The 17698-nt window shown below is 60.8% G+C and carries 14 protein-coding genes; 7 read left to right on the forward strand and 7 right to left on the reverse strand.

What is annotated here, in order from left to right; translation table 11 throughout:
- The first annotated feature begins 3 nt into the window (after positions 1–3).
- The gene (locus tag BLS60_RS03090; protein ID WP_092364504.1) at positions 4–2466 is read left to right on the forward strand and encodes a PAS domain-containing protein; all 2463 of its coding nucleotides are present in this window, start codon (positions 4–6) and stop codon (positions 2464–2466) included.
- 23 nt (positions 2467–2489) lie between these two features.
- Here BLS60_RS03090 and BLS60_RS03095 read toward each other — a convergent pair whose 3' ends face one another.
- Both BLS60_RS03095 and BLS60_RS03100 read right to left on the reverse strand, forming a co-directional pair.
- Positions 2490–2876 (reverse strand): NUDIX hydrolase, encoded by a 387-nt coding sequence (locus BLS60_RS03095; protein ID WP_092364507.1) that lies wholly within the window; start codon positions 2874–2876, stop codon positions 2490–2492.
- Positions 2877–3353: 477 nt separating this feature from the next.
- Positions 3354–3755, reverse strand: a complete 402-nt coding sequence (locus tag BLS60_RS03100) for a DoxX family protein (RefSeq protein WP_092364510.1) — start codon at positions 3753–3755, stop codon at positions 3354–3356.
- Positions 3756–4021: 266 nt separating this feature from the next.
- On the opposite strand from BLS60_RS03100, the gene ycaC reads away from it, so the two are divergent.
- A complete protein-coding gene (ycaC, locus tag BLS60_RS03105; RefSeq protein WP_092364513.1) occupies positions 4022–4654 on the forward strand; it encodes an isochorismate family cysteine hydrolase YcaC in 633 nt (210 codons plus the stop codon).
- A 369-nt stretch (positions 4655–5023) separates the two neighbouring features.
- Here the strand turns inward: ycaC and BLS60_RS03110 are convergent, their stop codons facing one another.
- Positions 5024–5200, reverse strand: a complete 177-nt coding sequence (locus BLS60_RS03110; RefSeq protein WP_083328652.1) for a con-10 family general stress protein — start codon at positions 5198–5200, stop codon at positions 5024–5026.
- 379 nt (positions 5201–5579) lie between these two features.
- On the opposite strand from BLS60_RS03110, the gene BLS60_RS03115 reads away from it, so the two are divergent.
- Positions 5580–5846, forward strand: a complete 267-nt coding sequence (locus BLS60_RS03115) for a DUF1652 domain-containing protein (protein WP_092364516.1) — start codon at positions 5580–5582, stop codon at positions 5844–5846.
- 39 nt (positions 5847–5885) lie between these two features.
- Positions 5886–6140, forward strand: a complete 255-nt coding sequence (locus tag BLS60_RS03120) for a hypothetical protein (protein ID WP_070881600.1) — start codon at positions 5886–5888, stop codon at positions 6138–6140.
- Positions 6141–6162: 22 nt separating this feature from the next.
- Here the strand turns inward: BLS60_RS03120 and BLS60_RS03125 are convergent, their stop codons facing one another.
- A complete protein-coding gene (locus tag BLS60_RS03125) occupies positions 6163–8709 on the reverse strand; it encodes a PAS domain S-box protein (RefSeq protein WP_420848420.1) in 2547 nt (848 codons plus the stop codon).
- Positions 8710–8939: 230 nt separating this feature from the next.
- Here BLS60_RS03125 and BLS60_RS03130 point away from each other — a divergent pair, with 230 nt between their 5' ends.
- Entirely contained in the window at positions 8940–9458 is a 519-nt protein-coding gene (locus BLS60_RS03130) for a hypothetical protein (protein ID WP_092364522.1), read from the forward strand.
- 267 nt (positions 9459–9725) lie between these two features.
- Complete coding sequence (locus tag BLS60_RS03135; protein WP_092364525.1) at positions 9726–11576, forward strand: sensor domain-containing phosphodiesterase; 1851 nt, start codon at positions 9726–9728, stop codon at positions 11574–11576.
- Between the two features lie 142 nt (positions 11577–11718).
- Here BLS60_RS03135 and BLS60_RS03140 read toward each other — a convergent pair whose 3' ends face one another.
- The 3 genes from BLS60_RS03140 to BLS60_RS03150 all read right to left on the reverse strand — a co-directional run bounded on the left by BLS60_RS03140 (position 11719) and on the right by BLS60_RS03150 (position 17193).
- Positions 11719–13185 (reverse strand): alanine/glycine:cation symporter family protein, encoded by a 1467-nt coding sequence (locus tag BLS60_RS03140; protein ID WP_092364529.1) that lies wholly within the window; start codon positions 13183–13185, stop codon positions 11719–11721.
- Between the two features lie 255 nt (positions 13186–13440).
- On the reverse strand, positions 13441–15561 hold the full coding sequence (locus BLS60_RS03145) for a TonB-dependent siderophore receptor (RefSeq protein WP_092364532.1): 2121 nt from the start codon (positions 15559–15561) through the stop codon (positions 13441–13443).
- A gap of 570 nt (positions 15562–16131) precedes the next feature.
- A complete protein-coding gene (locus BLS60_RS03150) occupies positions 16132–17193 on the reverse strand; it encodes an SDR family oxidoreductase (protein ID WP_092364535.1) in 1062 nt (353 codons plus the stop codon).
- An 85-nt stretch (positions 17194–17278) separates the two neighbouring features.
- Between BLS60_RS03150 and BLS60_RS03155 the strand changes: the two genes are divergently transcribed.
- Entirely contained in the window at positions 17279–17659 is a 381-nt protein-coding gene (locus BLS60_RS03155) for a winged helix-turn-helix transcriptional regulator (RefSeq protein ID WP_092364538.1), read from the forward strand.
- Positions 17660–17698 lie beyond the last annotated feature (39 nt).

Here is a 17698-nt window from a genome sequence, read left to right on the forward strand (position 1 = left end):
ATCGTGATACCTGATGACGCCGACGCGATTCGGCAGCGGTTGCAAGTGCTCGAAGATGAAAACGCCCAGCTGAAAGCCCGCTTGGCGATATACGAAGGCGAGCGCTGGACGGCGGACCGTGAAGGTCGTTTCCAGCAGATCTTCGAGCAATCGCCGGCATCGATGGCCGTGCTGCGCGGCGAACAACTGCGCTTCGAACACGTCAATACCGCGTACCAGCGCGCGCTCAGCCTGGGCGATGTGCTTGGCAAGCCGGTGCGCGAGGTATTGGGCGGGCGTATCGAGCGGCGCTTCATCGAACTGATGGAAGAGGCCTATCGGCGTGGCCGCGGGGTGCGCGCGCGTAACTTCCAGATGCCTGGCGACGAAGGCTCTCAACGGGACTTTCTATACCTGCCGCAGTTCGATTCGTTGGGGCGGGTGGACGGTATCTTCGTCCAGGAAAACGACATCGCCGAGCAGCGCCGCGTCGAGAGCGCCTTCGCTCAGGAACGCGAGCGCTACGAGTTTCTGTTCAATACCATGGACGAAGGCTTCTGCGTCATCGAATTCTTCGACGGCCCCCATGGCCCGCTCAGCGACTACATCCATATCGAAGCCAACCCGGCCTACGCCGAGCATGCCGGCATTCGCAATGTGGTTGGCCAGACGCTGCGCGAGATGGTCGGTGAAGAGGCCGACAGCTGGGTTGCCCGCTACGCCCATGTACTGCACAGCGGCGAATCGATTCGCTTCGAGCAGGAGTTGATTGCCACCGGTCGCCACTTGGAAATCAGTGCATTTCGTGTCGGCCCTGCGAGTCGCAAGCAGGTGGCGGTGCTGTTTCAGGACATCACCCAGCGCAAGCAGGTTGAAGAGTCGCTGCGTCAGCTCAACGAGACCCTGGAAAGGCGCGTGCGCGATGCCAACGAGGCGCGTCGGGTGCTGGTCGGCGTGGTGGACGGTGCCGATGCGCTGATCTTCATCATGGGCTTCGATTACCGCTGGATCGCCATCAACGGCTCGGGGATGCGTGAATTCGAGCGGGTGTTCGGTGTGTGCCCACAGATCGGCGAGAGCATAAAAGACAACCTTCACGCGCAACCGGAAAATCTGCAGGCGGCGCTCGCACCATGGGACCGCGCGCTCGGTGGCGAAGAGTTTGTGGTAGTCGTGCCGTTCGAAACCGAGGACGGCACGCGCCATTACGAGATGCACTTCAGCCGGCTGAACGATACCGAGGGGCGGCAGATCGGTGCCTATCAGTTCGTCTACGACATCACCGAGCGCCTGCAGGAGCAACAGCGCTTGAGCATCGCGGAGGATGCATTGGGCCAGTCGCAGAAGATGGAGGCGGTCGGTCAACTAACCGGCGGCATCGCCCACGACTTCAACAACCTGCTGACCAGCGTCAGTGGCTCGCTGGAATTATTGCAGATGCGCCTGAGTCAGGGCCGCCTGGCCGATGTCGACCGCTACGTCGGCGCCGCCCAGAGTGCTGCCCGGCGCGCATCAGCGCTGACCCATCGATTGCTGGCGTTCTCGCGCCGGCAGACACTCGACCCCAAACCGACCAACGTCAATCGCCTGGTGGTTGGCATGGAGGAGTTGGTACGGCGTAGTGTCGGTCCGCATATCAGCACCGAAGTGACACTTGCCGCAGAGCTGTGGTCGAGCTTTATCGATGCCCCGCAACTGGAAAACGCGCTGCTCAACCTGTGCCTCAATGCCCGCGATGCGATGCCCGATGGAGGGCGCCTGAGCATCGAAACCAGCAATCAATGGATCGATGACCACGCCTCGCACGGGCGCAACGTACCGCCCGGCCAGTACGTGTCGTTGTGCGTCACCGACACCGGTACGGGCATGACCGAGGAAGTCATCGAGCGCGCTTTCGAGCCGTTTTTCACCACCAAACCGATGGGTGAGGGCACCGGCCTTGGTCTGTCGATGGTCTACGGTTTCGTGCGTCAGTCCGGCGGCCAGGTGTTCATCCACTCCCAACTGGGGCAGGGCACCACCATGTGTCTGTACCTGCCGCGCTATCAGGACGGTGACGAGGCGGAGGTCGAACCCGCCTGCGAGCCGAGCAGTGCCCGCACCGACTCGCGGGAGACCATCATGGTGGTCGATGACGAACCGGCGATTCGCATGCTGGTCATCGAGGTGCTCGAGGAGCTGGGTTACACCACGCTTGAGGCCGGTGATGGAGCGTCAGGCTTGAAGATTCTGCAGTCCGGGGTGCGCATCGATCTGTTGGTGACAGACGTGGGCCTGCCCGGTGGCATGAACGGTCGCCAGCTCGCCGACCTGGCGCGGGTCGAGCGTCCGGATCTGAAGGTGCTGTTCATCACCGGCTATGCGGAGAACTCGGTAATCGGCAACGGCCATCTGGCGCCAGGCATGCGGGTTCTGACCAAGCCTTTCACTATGGAAGCGGTGGCCAGCCGTATCCATGAAATGATCGTGGGCGACAATGCGGTCTGAAGAGATTGCCTGCAAGGTCGGCCTCAAGCCTGTTCCTGGCGGCCCGTGGCGAAGTACAGCTCGAGCAGTTTGCGCGTGGGCTTTTTCACTGCCTTGTCCAGGTCGACGGAAGAAAACCAGCGGCAGTCGGCTATTTCATTCCTAGGCGTGGCGCTCAGCGCGTCCGCTACGGTGGCGCGGAAAACGTGATGAGGACGGCTATCGAATTCGTGCAGCGCAAGGAACTCTAGGACGTCGGTGTCCAGCCCGGTTTCTTCGGACAGTTCACGCAGAGCGGCTTGCGCCGGGCCCTCATTGGCTTCGATCTTGCCTCCCGGCAAGGTCCATTTCGCTTGTGCTTTGCGCACGAGCAATACCTTGTCCTGCTGCTGGCAGATCACGGTGGCGCGGTGTTTGGCGGTTTTGATCATCGGTGTCCCAACGCTTCTGCATCTGAAGATAAAGGGCGTTGGAGGGGCGAAAAGTTCGGACTTTTTGACCAGCGACCTTTACGGCCATCGCATCCTCGATAACCGCATGGCAGAGCCATGCATCGATCATTCCACAATGACCGGATGGGAACGTGTCGAAGGCGTCACGCTGTAGCAAGACGGTGGTAGCCGCTTGTACATATAAACGACCAAATCGGCAAACCGAGCCTCGGTTAAAGCTCGGAATCGCGACACGCTCGCATTCAACTCCACGGCCAAACATGACAATTCCTGACTCGACTTTGGTCCGGCGTTGGCAACGGCCTGCATGGACGAGTCGCGAACGCGACCTGATTGCGATCCATTTCCCAGGTGGTCTGACAGTGCCGACGAAGTATCTGCGGTAGCGCGGCCTCGCCGGGGAGGGCAGCGGTGCCCTCTAAGGGGTGGCGGCGTGGCGTGCGCTATAGGCCGTTATTAAAAGGGCAGGCGTTTGCCAAAGGCGATGCGGCCGGGACCGCCGATCAGCAACGTGGTGAAAAGGATGGCCAGTAACCAGGCGAATTGGCCTTCACCGAGGCTCCATTCGGGGTGCACGAGCACCAGCGATACCAGCAATACCGCCAGTATGGGCAGGGTGGCGAGGCGCGTGAACGGACCGAGGATGATCAGCAGCGGACACAACACTTCAGCAAATATGGCCAGGCATAGCGTAACCGAGGGCCCCAGGCCCAGCGGGTCTTCGATCAGGGTCAGTTCCGCCTGCATGTTCAGCAGCTTCGGCAGGCCATGAACGGCGAGCAGCAGCAGGCTGCCGCTGATACGTAGAAAGAGCAGCGCCCAGTCGCTGCGGTCACGGGCCGGGTTGGCTGCGTGCATGACAAAATCTCCAGTCGAAAAGAACCGTGACTGTGAGCTGGCAGCAGGGCGCCGTCTTGGATGGCTGTGCGGCTTTTTCGGCGTTTATTGCAAAGCACTGAAGCTGTCTTCTTTCGTTCCTTAAATAGAACGCTGTGGGCGATTTTTGCCGTCTGGTGCGCGAAGGGTGTCGAATTTAATCTTTGTCACATGCAGCGACAACTGCACGACACCCATCAATTCCAGCCGAACGAATCGGCAGCCCACTGAAAATCGAGGACCGCGCCATGACCACTTCCTACACCTACAACCGTCTGGACAAAGACAACGCTGCCGTTCTGCTGGTTGATCATCAAGCCGGTCTGCTCTCTCTGGTGCGCGATATCGAGCCGGACAAGTTCAAGAACAACGTGCTGGCCCTGGCTGACTTGGCCAAGTTCTTCAACCTGCCGACCATCCTCACTACCAGCTTCGAAACTGGCCCCAACGGCCCGCTGGTACCCGAGCTGAAGGCGATGTTCCCGGACGCGCCGTACATTGCTCGCCCTGGCCAGATCAACGCCTGGGACAACGAAGATTTCGTCAAGGCGATCAAGGCCACCGGCAAGAAGCAGCTGATCATCGCCGGCGTGGTGACCGAAGTCTGCGTGGCGTTCCCGGCGCTCTCGGCCCTGGAAGAAGGCTTTGATGTGTTCGTGGTGACCGATGCCTCGGGCACGTTCAATCAGATCACCCGTGACGCCGCCTGGAACCGCATGTCGGCAGCCGGTGCGCAACTGATGAACTGGTTCGGCGTGGCGTGTGAGCTGCACCGCGACTGGCGCAATGATGTGGAAGGGCTGGCGAAGATCTGCTCCGACCACATCCCTGACTACCGCAACCTGATGACCAGCTACAACGCGCTGACCAGCGGTAAATAAACGCGATTGCGCTAAAAAGGGGATCTTTCGGGGTCCTTTTTTTTGCGCTTTTTTTTAGGAGGCCGCGGAAGTAGTGGCGTTTTAATTGGCCAGGGTGTTTGGTGTGCACGCATAAGTAATGTGTACGCTGCTTATACAAATTATGCGGTGTCGATGAGTTTGGTTGGTGCGGTATGTACAGTTGGTCGTACAACTTGCTCAATGAGCAACTGCTGTCCAGTTATTTGTATAAGCTGCAGGCGCAGTTCTCGAGTAGTGTGTCGACGCAATCGGCTGAGCATTAAAAGACAGGGTGTTTGAAGCGGGGAAGTACAGGTATCGTTTAATGAACACAAGGCCCGCAAGCGCTGGGCCTTGGGTCAGCCCTGATCAGGATGAGCGCTTGCCGCCACCACCGTGGCTGTTCTGACCGCCTTTGCGGCCGGCTTCTGCAGCCTTTTGGCGGTCATTGGCGAAGTTTCCTCCGCTATGTTGACCCCCTTTACGGCCCGCCTCGGATGCTTTTTGCCGATCATTAGCGAAGTTGCCAGGATTCTTGTGAGCCATGTTTCATTCCTCGTTAATTGTTTAGTGAGGCGGCGCCTCATGGATTACGAAGCGTATTGGCTGCTAATAGTTCGAGCGTTAGAGCAGCGGTGCCGATAAGTGGTAATTATCATATTGAAATAAGATCATTTTGATTGCATTACTTGCCGCCATGATGGCGTGCAAAAAGCCATGCTATTTAATGTGCGTCTTGCAATTTGCAATGCGGATTTCCCTGGCTTTCTACTGTTTGAGCAGGGCGATATATGGCATTGCTAATGCATATCTGGATTTCGTGCGTCGAGTATCGAGGTGTCGAGCCGCTTCGTTATCACCACGCAGACACAGAGCGGAACCTGCGCTCGCCGATATTCAAGCCACTAAATCGAGGTGCGCTGTGATGATGTCTATTTTGGAACAGAGGCAGATCATCGAATCTGCCTTCCTGCCCCTGCAATGCAGATGCAGTATCGAGGCCGGTGACACCGTCGCCATTCAGATCCGCTCTCCGGAAGATGGTCAGGTGTTGTTGGACGTAGCGGGAATCGAGCGCTCGGAGCTGTCCAGCTCCCGAAGTATTTCTCAGCTGGTGCTGAGCCTGCGCCATCAATTAGGAAACCCTGGGCAGAGCATGGGGCAGCCGCAGCGCGCCAGCAGCTTCGTTTAGAACAGGCATTCAAGAAAACCAGTCAGTCGAGGTAACCCGATGAGCAATGATCAAATGCAGACGCTATGGGCTGAGCAGCGCAGTGGCATTCTGGCTGAAGCGCTTGGCATCAGCCGAGAAGAGGTCGAGCAGTGGGTGATTGAGGACTATCCGGACGCCAGCGATGAAGGGTTGGTGGCCGGCCATGTCGTGGAAATCTCCGATGAAGCGCCGCCCGCGCTTGTCGATAAGCTGGGCGGCACCACCGTAAAGCTGCCTGCGCTGAGCTTCAAGCAAGGCCTGGAAGGGGCTTGAGCGATCCCGCGCCTCCGGGCCATCAGGCGGGCCCGGAGGCGGCGCACATCTGCGCGAGCCGTGCGGCGATATCGCGGCGTCGGAAGGGTTTGGCCAGTACCTCGAAGTCGCTGATTTGCATGGGCGTCAGATTGGCGTAACCGGTGATGATCAATACCGGAAGATCCGGCATTTGCTGCCGCAGCTCCTGCGCCAACTGTGCGCCGGTCTTGTTCTCCATGATGTGATCGGTTACCAGAACGTCAGGTACCAGGCCCCCTTCGATAAGCGCCAACGCCGCCGCGGCTGAATCCACATCGGTTACTTCATAACCAAGGTCATGCAGCTGCAGGCTGGTGGTTTCTCGCACCAGGGCTTCGTCGTCGACCAGCAACACGTGAACGGGCCGCGGAGCCAGCGGCACATCCTCACCAACCTCCGGTTGCTCGCATGTGGCTGGCGCCTCGGTGGTCGGCAGCCACAAGCTGACGCGCGTGCCCTGGCCCAGGTCAGACGCAATATCGAAGCCACCACCCGATTGCATCAGCAGTCCTTGCACCATCGATAACCCGAGGCCCGTACCTTTGCCTACACCCTTTGTCGAGTAGAACGGCTCGACGCAGTGACGCAACGTCTCTTCGCTCATGCCACTGCCGCTGTCCACTACCATCAGGTGCACGTACTGACCGCCGCTCAAACCGATTATGGCGTTGTCTGGCAGGTCGTTGAGTTCAGCGACTATCTTCAGACGGCCGCCGTCTTGCATGGCATCGCGGGCGTTGACCGCCAGGTTGAGGACGGCCAGTTCAAGCTGATGCGGGTCGATGAACACCGTCGGCAGGTCGTTGGGAATGTCGATTACCACCTCGACCAACGGCCCCAGAGAGCGCTGGATCAGGTCACGCATCTCGCGCATCAGCATCGATAGCGTGACGGCTTGCGGCTTGAGGGTTTGCCTGCGGGCGAAGGTCAACAGGCGACCGACCAGAATGCGTGCGCGATCAGCGGCCTGCAGCGCGCCGTCGATGAGCTTGGTGTAGCGTTCATCGGGCAGGCGTCGGCGGATCAGTTCCATCGACGCCATGATCGGTGTCAGCAGGTTGTTGAAGTCATGGGCGATACCGCCGGTAAGCTGGCCAACCATCTCCATCTTGTGCGCCTCGTGAAGCTGCGCCACGGCAGCCTCGCGCTGGGCAACCATGGTGGCGACGCGATCTTCCAGGCCTTCGTTCAGCTCGCGCAGTTCTGCTTCGGCGCGCACGCGCTCGCTGATGTCCACGCATACGCCGATCATCCCGGTGACTGCACGCTGCTCATCGAGCAACGGTGTCATGTGGTTTTGCACCCATACGCTGGTGCCGTTGGGGCGCTCGTAGCGACGGGTATTTTCGAACGGCTGACCACTGCCGAGGCGCTGTTCGCACTCGCTGTTTGCGTCTGTTGGGTTCAGCTCCTGGAACTCGCGCCCAAGCAGTTGTTCTCGACCACGGCCGACTATTTCGCAGTAACGGTCGTTGATTCGGCTGAGCCGCCAGGTATCGTCATATACCGCGATGCCAGCGCCGGCCTGATCGAACATCGCCGATAGCTGCGCGGAGCTCGCACGCAACGCTATTTCAGCTCGTGCGTGAGTGATCCAGCCCCAGGCGAGCTTGGCGGTTTCTTCAGCCAGTTGAGTGGCGAATTCGGAGAACAGCTGCAAGGCGCGGCACTCGATAACCAACACTGCTTCGAGTGCCCCATTACGCACCACGGGAATGTGCAGCACATTGAAGTCGCGGTCGGCTGCCGACTGTGCCAGTGGGTGGCCGGCGAGCAGCCGCTGCTTGTCGGCGGGTGAGTAGGGCGCCAGGGTGGGGTTGCGCCCAGGTGCTGGTGGGTGGCTCTGCTGCACGCAGAGCGTCGTGTCCCCCGCATGGTGTTCAGCGAAGTACACCCGCCTGGCATCCAGCTCTTCGGCAAGCCGGCGCAGCACGAACGCTGTGAGGTTGGCCGGCTCGGTAATCGAAGGCAACGCCTGGCTGAGCTCGAGCAGGAACGCCTGGCGGTGCTCGAACTGCACGCGCTGAGTGGTTTCGGTCACCACGCAGAGCACGCCGCCCACTGAGCCGTCCGCTTCTCGCACGGCTGAATAAGACACATCGAAGTAAACGGTTTCACCACAGCCATGGCGTTCGATGTAGAAGGGACGATCCTTGGCCGAGAAGGTTTTGCCACTCTCCCGTACGCCGCGCAGCAGCGGCTCCAGGTCATCCCACAGTTCTGCCCAGTTCTCTATGGCCGGTCGGCCGAGAGCGCGAGGGTGCTTTTCGCCGATGCTCGGTGCATACGCCTCGTTGTACAGGGCTACGAACTCCGGCCCCCAGAACAGCACGATCTGGGCTTCCACTGGGAGCACGGTGGCCATCAGGGTCTTCAAGCTGGGCGACCAGTCTACGGGTGAGCCAAGCGGAGACCGGCTGAAATCAGCGTTTCGCAACAGGTCGGCGATCTCCCCGCCATTGGCAAGGAAGTCGAGGCGCTCAGTGATGCGTTGTTCAGGTGCGGACTTGGTTAACGGATCCATATCATCGGTGAGCGCGACAGTTATTCGGGAAGGACAGGTAGGTCTTGCCTTTATGAGCGGCAAAGCCGGCGTTGCGTTCCACCGGTTTTCTCCTGTTGGGCGCCAACGGATGCGCTGCTGATGGATTGCCGGGCCGAGCGCCGGCTGTCAGGCTCAGGCCTCTGATGACCAAAGGCTGCCGCTGATCTTCTAATGGAAACCCGCGCTGTCGGCTACGGGTCGGTTGTGTAACGGCGACCGAGAGGATGCTTGTCATGAGCAGCACTGCGAAAAAGACCGACCCGGCGCTGTGGGCGCGCATCAAAGCGCGCATCACCCAGGGTGATAAGGGCGGTAAACCGGGGCAATGGTCGGCGCGCAAAGCTCAAATGGCGGTGCAGGCCTATCAGAAGGCAGGCGGTGGATACGTCGGCAAGAAAACCGCTGACAACCACCTCCAGCAATGGACCGAGCAGGACTGGGATACCGCGTCCGGCCAGCCGTCGGCAGAAACGGGCGAGCGCTACTTGCCACATAACGCCCGCGAGCACCTGAGCCAGCGCGATTACGACCGCAGTACGCGCAAGAAACGTGCGGATAGCCGGGCAGGGCGCCAGCATTCGGCGCAACCTGCAGACGTCGCGGAAAAGACTGCCCACCACCGCACACCATCGCTCGGCGGCTTGACCAAGGCCGCGCTGATGAAACGCGCCGCTAGCCAGCAAATTCGCGGGCGCTCGCGCATGACCAAGGCGCAATTGGTAACTGCCCTGGAGCGAAATGGCGCGCAGTGAAGGATTTTCACACTATGCAGCTTCAGGCGATCCATCAGGCCTTTGAAAGCTGCGAGCCGCCGGCAAGTGCATGCATGAAAAACAGGATCGCTGAGCGCTGCGCGCGTAGTTGCTGGCCATCGCAATGCACAAGGTTCTCAGCCGCCCAACGGTCATTAATCTATATGCAACGCCCTTTGGGCTGTGATGTCATTTCGTTATCATGCGCCGTAGCTTATGTGGAATGTGCAGCTGTGGCCGTTTCGAGCAATGACTGAGAGATGACGAATGCTGGCTCCCTATCCTCCCGTTCCGTTGAATGAACTGAGCCGGCAAGTGCTGCTCGATGAGCATCCCTGCCTCCTCGAACAACGCCCCGACCCGCTTCTCGACGAAGTGGTGAAGATGGCCGCCAGCTATTTCAATACGCCCATTTCGCTGATCACCATCCTCGACCGCAAGCGCCAGTGGTTCCGCGCACGGGTGGGCACTGCGCTGCAGGAAACGCCGCGCACCGATTCGTTCTGCGCATACAGCGTGGCGATCGGCGCAAGCATCGAGGTGTGCGACGCCAGCCAGGACGAACGTTTCCGTGATAACCCGCTGGTCACGGGCGAGCCTGGCATTCGCTATTACGCTGGAGTGCCGCTGGTGTTCGAGAGTGGGGTGATTCTCGGTAACCTCTGCGTGATCGATACCGCGCCTCGGCCGCCGATGTCGGCGGCCGACATGACCATGCTCACGCACATGGGCCGCCTGGCGATGAGCCGCCTCAACGATATGCGTATCGCCGCCTTCACCGATACCACCACCGGCTTGCCCAACCGTGCCCAGCTGGATGAAGACATCAGCCAAGCGTTGAGTGAGGGCCACAGCCCGCTGACCGTCGCCATCGAGCTGGTTTCGCCCGAGCAAATGAACGGTATGCTCAAATCGCTCGGTTTTCATTACCTCGCAGGCTTCACGCTGGCTGCGAAGGATACGTTGCAGAGCTTGCTGCCCACTGGCTGGTCGCTTTACAAGATCAGTGCACTGCGTTTCGCCTGCACCGTCCCTGCCAGCCAACAGGCCCAGGCCGAGCAGGTGTTCGCCACGCTGGTAAAAACCCTGGGTAAACCCATTCACTGCGAGAAGCTGCCCGTGGTGCCCCAACTCGGTATCGGTGTGCTGCGGCTCGACGCAGGCACCCTGCAGCAGGACTGGATGCGCCTGATCGTCTGCGCGGCAGATGAAGCGCGTAGCTCAGGCCGCGGCTGGGCCTATTACGACCAGCAGATGGATGCCGCGCAGCAACGCAGCACGCGCTTGGTCAATGATCTGGGCGATGCCGTGCGCGCTGATGACCAGCTGCGTTTGGTGTTCCAGCCGCGGGTCGACCTGCATAGCGGCGCTTGTGTTTCCGCAGAAGCCTTGCTGCGCTGGACGCATCCGAGCCTGGGCGAGATCAGCCCGGCCGAGTTCATTCCGCTGGCCGAGAAAACCGCGTTGATCCATGCGGTCAGCTTCTGGGTCGCCAAGCAGGCCATTGCGCAAATCGACATGTGGCGGCGCAGCGGCCTCGAGCTGACCGTCTCAATCAACGTGTCGGCAGCGGACCTCAACGATCATCACCTGACCGACGAAATCATTCGCTTGCTGGCCTGCCATGACCTGCCCGGCAGTTGCCTGGAGGTTGAGTTCACCGAAAGCGTGCTGGTCGGCGATTTCTCAATGGTTATCCCGCAGCTCGAGCGCCTCAAGGCCGTCGGTGTCGCTATCGCCATCGATGATTTCGGCAGCGGCTACAGCAACTGGGCCTACCTGCGCGACATTCCAGCTGACACCGTAAAGCTTGATCGCTCATTCATGGACAACCTGCGCGCAGGGCAGAAGGACTGGATCATCGTGCGTGCGCTTATTTGTCTGGCCAAGGAACTTGGGCTGCACATCGTCGCTGAAGGCATCGAGACGTCCAAGACCATGCAGGTCATCGGCGAATTGGGCTGTGAAGAAGCCCAGGGCTTCTTCATCTCCCGGCCGTTGGAAAGCGCAGCCTTGGTAGCGTGGCTGGCAAAGCGGGCGGCCAGCACTGATGCAATGCCGAAGGTCGCTGACGCGCCGGCGCCGTTCAGCACCAGCCTGGTGACCTGGCGCGCCTGAGGGCAGTGAGTCGCGTTGGCCCGGGGCTGCAATGATGCGCTGATCGGTATCGAAGCAGCTTGCAGAGAGCAGAACGCCGACCCAGTGGTCGGCGTTCTTGCATCAGCGACGTGCAGGTCGCAGCGCGCGGAGCCGCTGTAGGCTAATTCTTCAGCGCCTGCGTCGCTGCGGCGCTGTAGGTTTCCGCGCGGGTGGTGGGGTCGCTGCCGTCCCAGCATTCGATGTTCTTCAAGTCCGGCATGTCATCGCGGTGGAACACCGGCTCCACACCCTGGGCACGTTGAGCCCGATAGTGTTTGAGCAACCGGGCAACGATGCCGGCCAGCGGCAGAATAGCGATCAGGTTGGTCAGTGCCAGCAGTGGCATGAACACATCGGCCATCGACCACACCACCGAGACTTTGACGACCGAGCCGATCATCACGAACGCCAGTACCAGCACCCGGAACAGTTGCAGCCACAGCTTGCCGCCAAACATGTACTGGATGTTCGACTCGCCGTAGTAGTAGTTGCCGACCACCGAGGTGAAGGCGAACAGCAGAATGGCAAAGGTCAGAAAGTGAATTGCCCAGTTGCCGAGCTCCTCGGCCAGCGCCCACTGCGTGAGGCTGGCGCCCATCGCGCCATCGCCGTAGGCGTGGCTGGGGTCGGCCAGCAGGATGATGATGGCAGTCATGGTGCAGATCACCATGGTGTCGAAATACACGCCCAAGGTCTGCACCAGGCCCTGCTTGACCGGATGAGAGACCGACGCCGTGGCGCTGGCATTGGGCACCGAGCCCATGCCCGCTTCGTTGGAAAACAGGCCGCGGCGCATGCCCATCATGATCGCTGCGCCGACGCCGCCGCCGGCTATCTCACGAATGCCGAAGGCATGGGCAAAAATCTCGCCGAACATCGCCGGCACGCGGCCGATGTTGAGGATGATGACCAGCGTGCCGATGCCCAGATACAGCACCGCCATCACCGGCACCACGGTCACCGATACCTTGGAAATGGTCTGCACACCGCCAAAGATGATCACGCCAGTCAGCGCCGTCAGCACGATGCCGATGCCCCACGCCAGTGTCTCGCTACCACCTTCGCCGCCGAACGAGGTCTGCATCGCATCGACGATGGAGTTGGCCTGCACTGAGTTGAACACCAGGCCATAGGTGATGCTGATCATTACCGCGAAGGTCACCGCCAGCCAACGCCAGCCCAGGGCCCGCTGAATGTAATAGGCCGGGCCGCCGTGGTAGCGGTACTGCTTGTCGGACTTGTAGAGCTGGCCGAGCGTGGATTCGACGAACGCCGTAGCGCCGCCGAGCATGGCCACCACCCACATCCAGAACACCGCGCCCGGCCCGCCCAGCGCGATCGCCGTGGCCACGCCAGCGATATTGCCGGTGCCGACCCGCGACGCCGCCGAGATGGTGAAGGCCTTGAAGGAGGAAATCGCCTCCTTGTCGCCATGGTTGCTCTCGAGAATGACCCGAAACATTTCGGGGATCATCCGCAGCTGCACGCCACGACACCTATAGGTCAGATAGACACCGCTAAGCAGCAGCATGGGAATCGCGAGGTAAGTCCAGAGCAGGCCGGAGAAGGCATCGAGCAACGCAGACACAGGCGTCTTCCTTTGGTCGTCTTTATTCGAAGGGGCGCGAGGATAGGGCAATCCGCCCAAATCCCCAAACCTGATTCCACCATCGCAGGCCGAGACGGCTATCTTGATCCGCTGCAGCGTTACTGCGTTAGGGCTGGGAACAGGGCGATGGTTCAGGGAAACGAAGCGGCGAGCGCCGCTGCGTTGCATGCCTTTCAGGAAGCGCTGGCCAATGCCGTGTTGGCCAGCGAGCCGGAATCGGCGTGAAGCGGGGCTTTAGAACGCAGTGCGCAATACTGCGGTGAAGCTACGCGGCTCCCCATAGATGTTGTAGCCGTTGAGGTTGCCGACTCGGGCGTAATAATGGCGGTCGAACAGGTTGTTGCCCATCAGCGCAATCGACGTTTGTTGGCTGAACTCGTAGCCGATCTGGCCGTTGGCTACCGCATAGCCGCCTTGGCTACGTAGCGGCGAGTCGCTGCTGCCGTCGGTGCCGCTGCTGATGTGCAGGCCGCCGCCGACAAACATCCCTTTGGCCGCGCCGTCCAGTATTCGGTATTTGGCATACGTCTTGAGGGAGTGGCGAGGCTCGTAAAGCGAGAACTTCTCGCCGCTTCGGCTTTGGTCTTCGACGTAGTGACTGGTCAGGTAGCTGTAACCGACGGAGAGATTCAGGCTGTCGCTCGGGCGCCCGGTGACCTCCATTTCCCAGCCTTCCACACGCACTTCACCGGCCGGCAGATAGAAGTTGGGGTTGTTCGGGTCAGCCATGGCGCGGTTGGTGTCGGTGGTTCGGAAGAGCGCCACGGACGCGCCAACGGTGCCGTCCAGGAACGATGCCTTGAGGCCCGTTTCCCATTGAGCGCCTACTCGTGGCTCCAACGTGGACCCGCTGGCCGTCTCCTGGCTTTGTGGCACGAAAATGTCCGAATAGCTGACATAGCCGTTGAGCGTGTCAGTGAAGGCGTAGATCAGCGCACCGTAGGGTGTGAATTCGCCGGTTTCTTTCTGCGTCGTCCGCCAGGCCGTAGCGGTGGCCGGCGCGACGTTGCGACTGCGACGTTCAAAGTTGCTGCTGCGGCCCCCGACTACCAGCGTCAGCGGGTCGGTGAGTGACCAACGCAACTGACCATACACGCCGTTCTGCTTCACCTCGTTTTCGGTACCGTTGCTGTAGACAAAATCCGGCTCGGGCACGAGGTCCGGATTGTTCAGCGGTACACCGCGCAATACCGGCGCGTTGACGCTGCGCGCGTGGCTCAGGTAACGATCCCGATTGAAGCCTATGGTTGCGTGGTGCGTGCGGCCGAGCGCAGCGAAAGGGCCGGAAAGATAAAGATCGAACGCGTTGCGCTGGTTATCGCTGTCGTTGCTGCGGCGGTTGTAGCTGGCGATCATGCCTGTGTTGGGGTCGACGCCCGTGTTGGGTGAAGGAAAGGCATCCTTCCAGAATTTGTCCTGGGTGCGGTTGAGTAGCTTGCCCTTGAGCTGCCAGTCATTGGCGAAGGCATGTTCGATGTCCAGTGCGACCTCGGTGGTCTCGTAGGAGAAGCGGCTCCACTTGGGGTAGACATGAGTCGAGCGCGGCACGTCGAGGAAACGGCCGTCGCTATAAGCTGGGAGCCCCATGCTCGGTGAGTCCATGTGGTCTTCCTGGTGCGCGCCGCTCAGCGATACCACGGTATCCGGCGTGAGCTGGTAGTCGAGCGTGGCGTAGGTCAGCCATTTCTTCTTGTGGCTTACATCCCAGAAATAATCTTGCTCCTGCCAACTGGCGACGACGCGGCTGCGCAGGCGCCCTTCGGCGTCCAGTGGCGCACCGGCATCGACGGTAACGCGGTGGTTGTCCCACGAGCCTGTGGCGGTGCTAAGTGATACGCCAGGCTCGCTCAGGCCACGCTTTCTCACCATATTCACCAAGCCGCCTCCCTGACCGGAGCCCATGAACAACGCCGCCGGGCCGCGCAGTACTTCGACGCGGTCGTAGATCGCCATGTCGAACTCCTGAATGCCGGAGCTTCCGCCGTAGACCGGGATGCCGTCGTAAGCCATGTCCAGCGAATAGCCGCGGGAGTAGTACTGGTGCGTGATCGAGTCCCACGGCGCTACGGAAACGCCCGTCACTTCGTTGAGCACGTCGGCGAGGGTCAGCAGGTTCTGGTCGGCCATGCGCGTTTGAGTCACCACGCTCACTGACTGCGGCACATCAATCGGTGCCAATGCGACCTTACTGCCGACGGTCACGGTATCGGCCTGGTAGCTCCCCGGAGCATCGGTCTGCCGGGCACTCACCACGGTGCCGGGCAAGACCGTTGAGCGCTCGTCGGCCCATAGGTCAGGGGTAAAGGATACCAATGCCGATAAAGCGAAATAGCGGTAGTAAGGAGCTTTGCTCATGGTGGATATCCAGCGCGGATGGCCTGTGGGAGCAAAGGGGAGGCCCCTTCGCGACAAAGTTGCGAAGGGTATTTGATATGTTATGTTATATCAATATTGATGTGGGCAGCGTTTGCCATGGCCGCACGGTGTATGACCCAGCTCTCATTTGCGATCGTTCCCACGCTCTGCGTGGTAACGCATTGGCAGGATGCTCTGCATCCATACATTGATCTCTGAGCCCGCAAACCGTGGCGCAAAGCGCCATAGATTGAGTGCCCACGCAGAGCGTGGGCACTATCGGCTGCCAGACAGTCGGCCCAGCAGCCGATCTACGGAATCAGCTTGGCGGCCCGTAGCTGCTCGAACACCGCGAAGAACGCGTCGTCGCTGGCCTGGTAGTCGAGGAAGCCCAGCTTCGACTTTTGCGATCGTTCCCACGCTCTGCGTGGGAACGCACCGGGCAGGACGCTCTGCGTCCATACATCGGTCTCTGAGTTCGCAAATCGTGGCGCAGAGCGCCACAGGCTGAATGCCCACGCAGAGCGTGGGAACTATCGGCTCGCTTGGCGAGATGGCACCGTCAATCTGTTACGGAACCAGCTTGGCGGCCCGTAGCTGCTCGAACACCGCGAAGAACGCGTCGTCGCTAGCCTGATAGTCGAGGAAGCCCAGCTTGCGGCTTTTCGACATGTCGGTGACCACTTCGATGGGGCGGCCCAGGTCGGCGTCGGTGTGCCACGGGGAGATCAGGCGGGTGATGTCGGCTTCGGCGAGGCGTTGCTCGGCGGCAAGCTTGCGCCAGATGTCAGCATCGCCGGCCATCTGCTCTTCCAGGGGCGCGGGTTGGCCGTCGAATGCAGCGGCTTCGATGCCGAACCACTCGGCGATACGCTGCCACATCCAGCTCCAGCGGAACACGTCACCGTTGACGATATTGAAGGCCTGGTTGGCGGCTGCCGGGGTGGTCGAGGCCCAATGCAGCTGCTTGGCCAGTTGGCGCGAGTCGGTCATGTCGGTGAGGCTGTTCCACTGCACGGCTGAACCCGGGAAGCGGAACGGCCGGCCGGTTTCGCGGCAGATTGAGGCGTAGACGGCGAGGGTGGTCGCCATGTTCATCGCGTTGCCGACTGCCACGCCGGTAATGGTGTGCGGGCGGTGAACGCTCCAGGTGAAGCCATCGCGCTCCGCAGCGGCGAACACTTCATCTTCCTGGGCGTAGTAGAAGTTTTCCACGTCCAGACGGCCCTGCTCCTCGCGGAACGGTGTCTGCGGCAGGCTGCCCTTGCCATAGGCTTCGAATGGGCCGAGGTAGTGTTTGAGGCCGGTAACCAACGCGACGTGTCTGACGCTGCCAGCCGCGCGCAGTGCGTCGAGCACGTTGCGAATCATCGCCGCGTTGACGCGAATGTTCTCCGCCTCAGTGGCCTGGCGTGCCCAGGTGGTGAGGTACACGTGGGTGGGCTTCAGGCCTTCGAGCGCGGTTGCCAGCGAGGCCAGGTCGAGCAGGTCGGCGGCCAATGGGGTGATGTTGTCGGCGGCCTTGGGGTTACGGGCAAGGCCGGTGACCTGCCAACCCTGGTCGGCCAACAAGCGGGAGGTGGCGCTGCCAACGATGCCGCTAGCGCCAACAACCAGTGCGTGATGTGTCATTAGATATTCCTCTGCAGATAGAGCATTGGCACCATAGCGAGGCTGTGAACTCAAACCAAGACGGCACCAAAAGGTAACCACCCCGATGCAAACCGGAACACCCGAAGAACAATGGCGAGAAGACTGCGCGCCGCGCCGTGTGCTGGAACTGTTTTCCACCAAGTGGACGAGCATGATCCTGCACACCGTGCACGCACGCCACGGCGGCAGCGCCCGCACGGGCGTGCTGCACCGCAGCCTGCCCGGTATTTCGAAAAAGATGCTGGTACAGACGCTACGCGAACTGGAGTCCAGTGGCCTGATCAACCGGCACGTGCACGACAGCGTGCCGCCTACGGTCGAGTATTCGCTCACCGAACTCGGTCAGCGTCTGGTCGAGCCCATCGAACTGATCTACGACTGGGCACGCCTCAATGCACCTGCACTCGATGCGTTACAACCGCGGCAGTCATCGCGCAGGCGTTGAGCGGTCGTAGCGCGCTGAGAGGATCGTTCCTACGCGGCG

The sequence above is a fragment of the Phytopseudomonas seleniipraecipitans genome, from assembly GCF_900102335.1.
Lineage (GTDB): Bacteria > Pseudomonadota > Gammaproteobacteria > Pseudomonadales > Pseudomonadaceae > Aquipseudomonas > Aquipseudomonas seleniipraecipitans.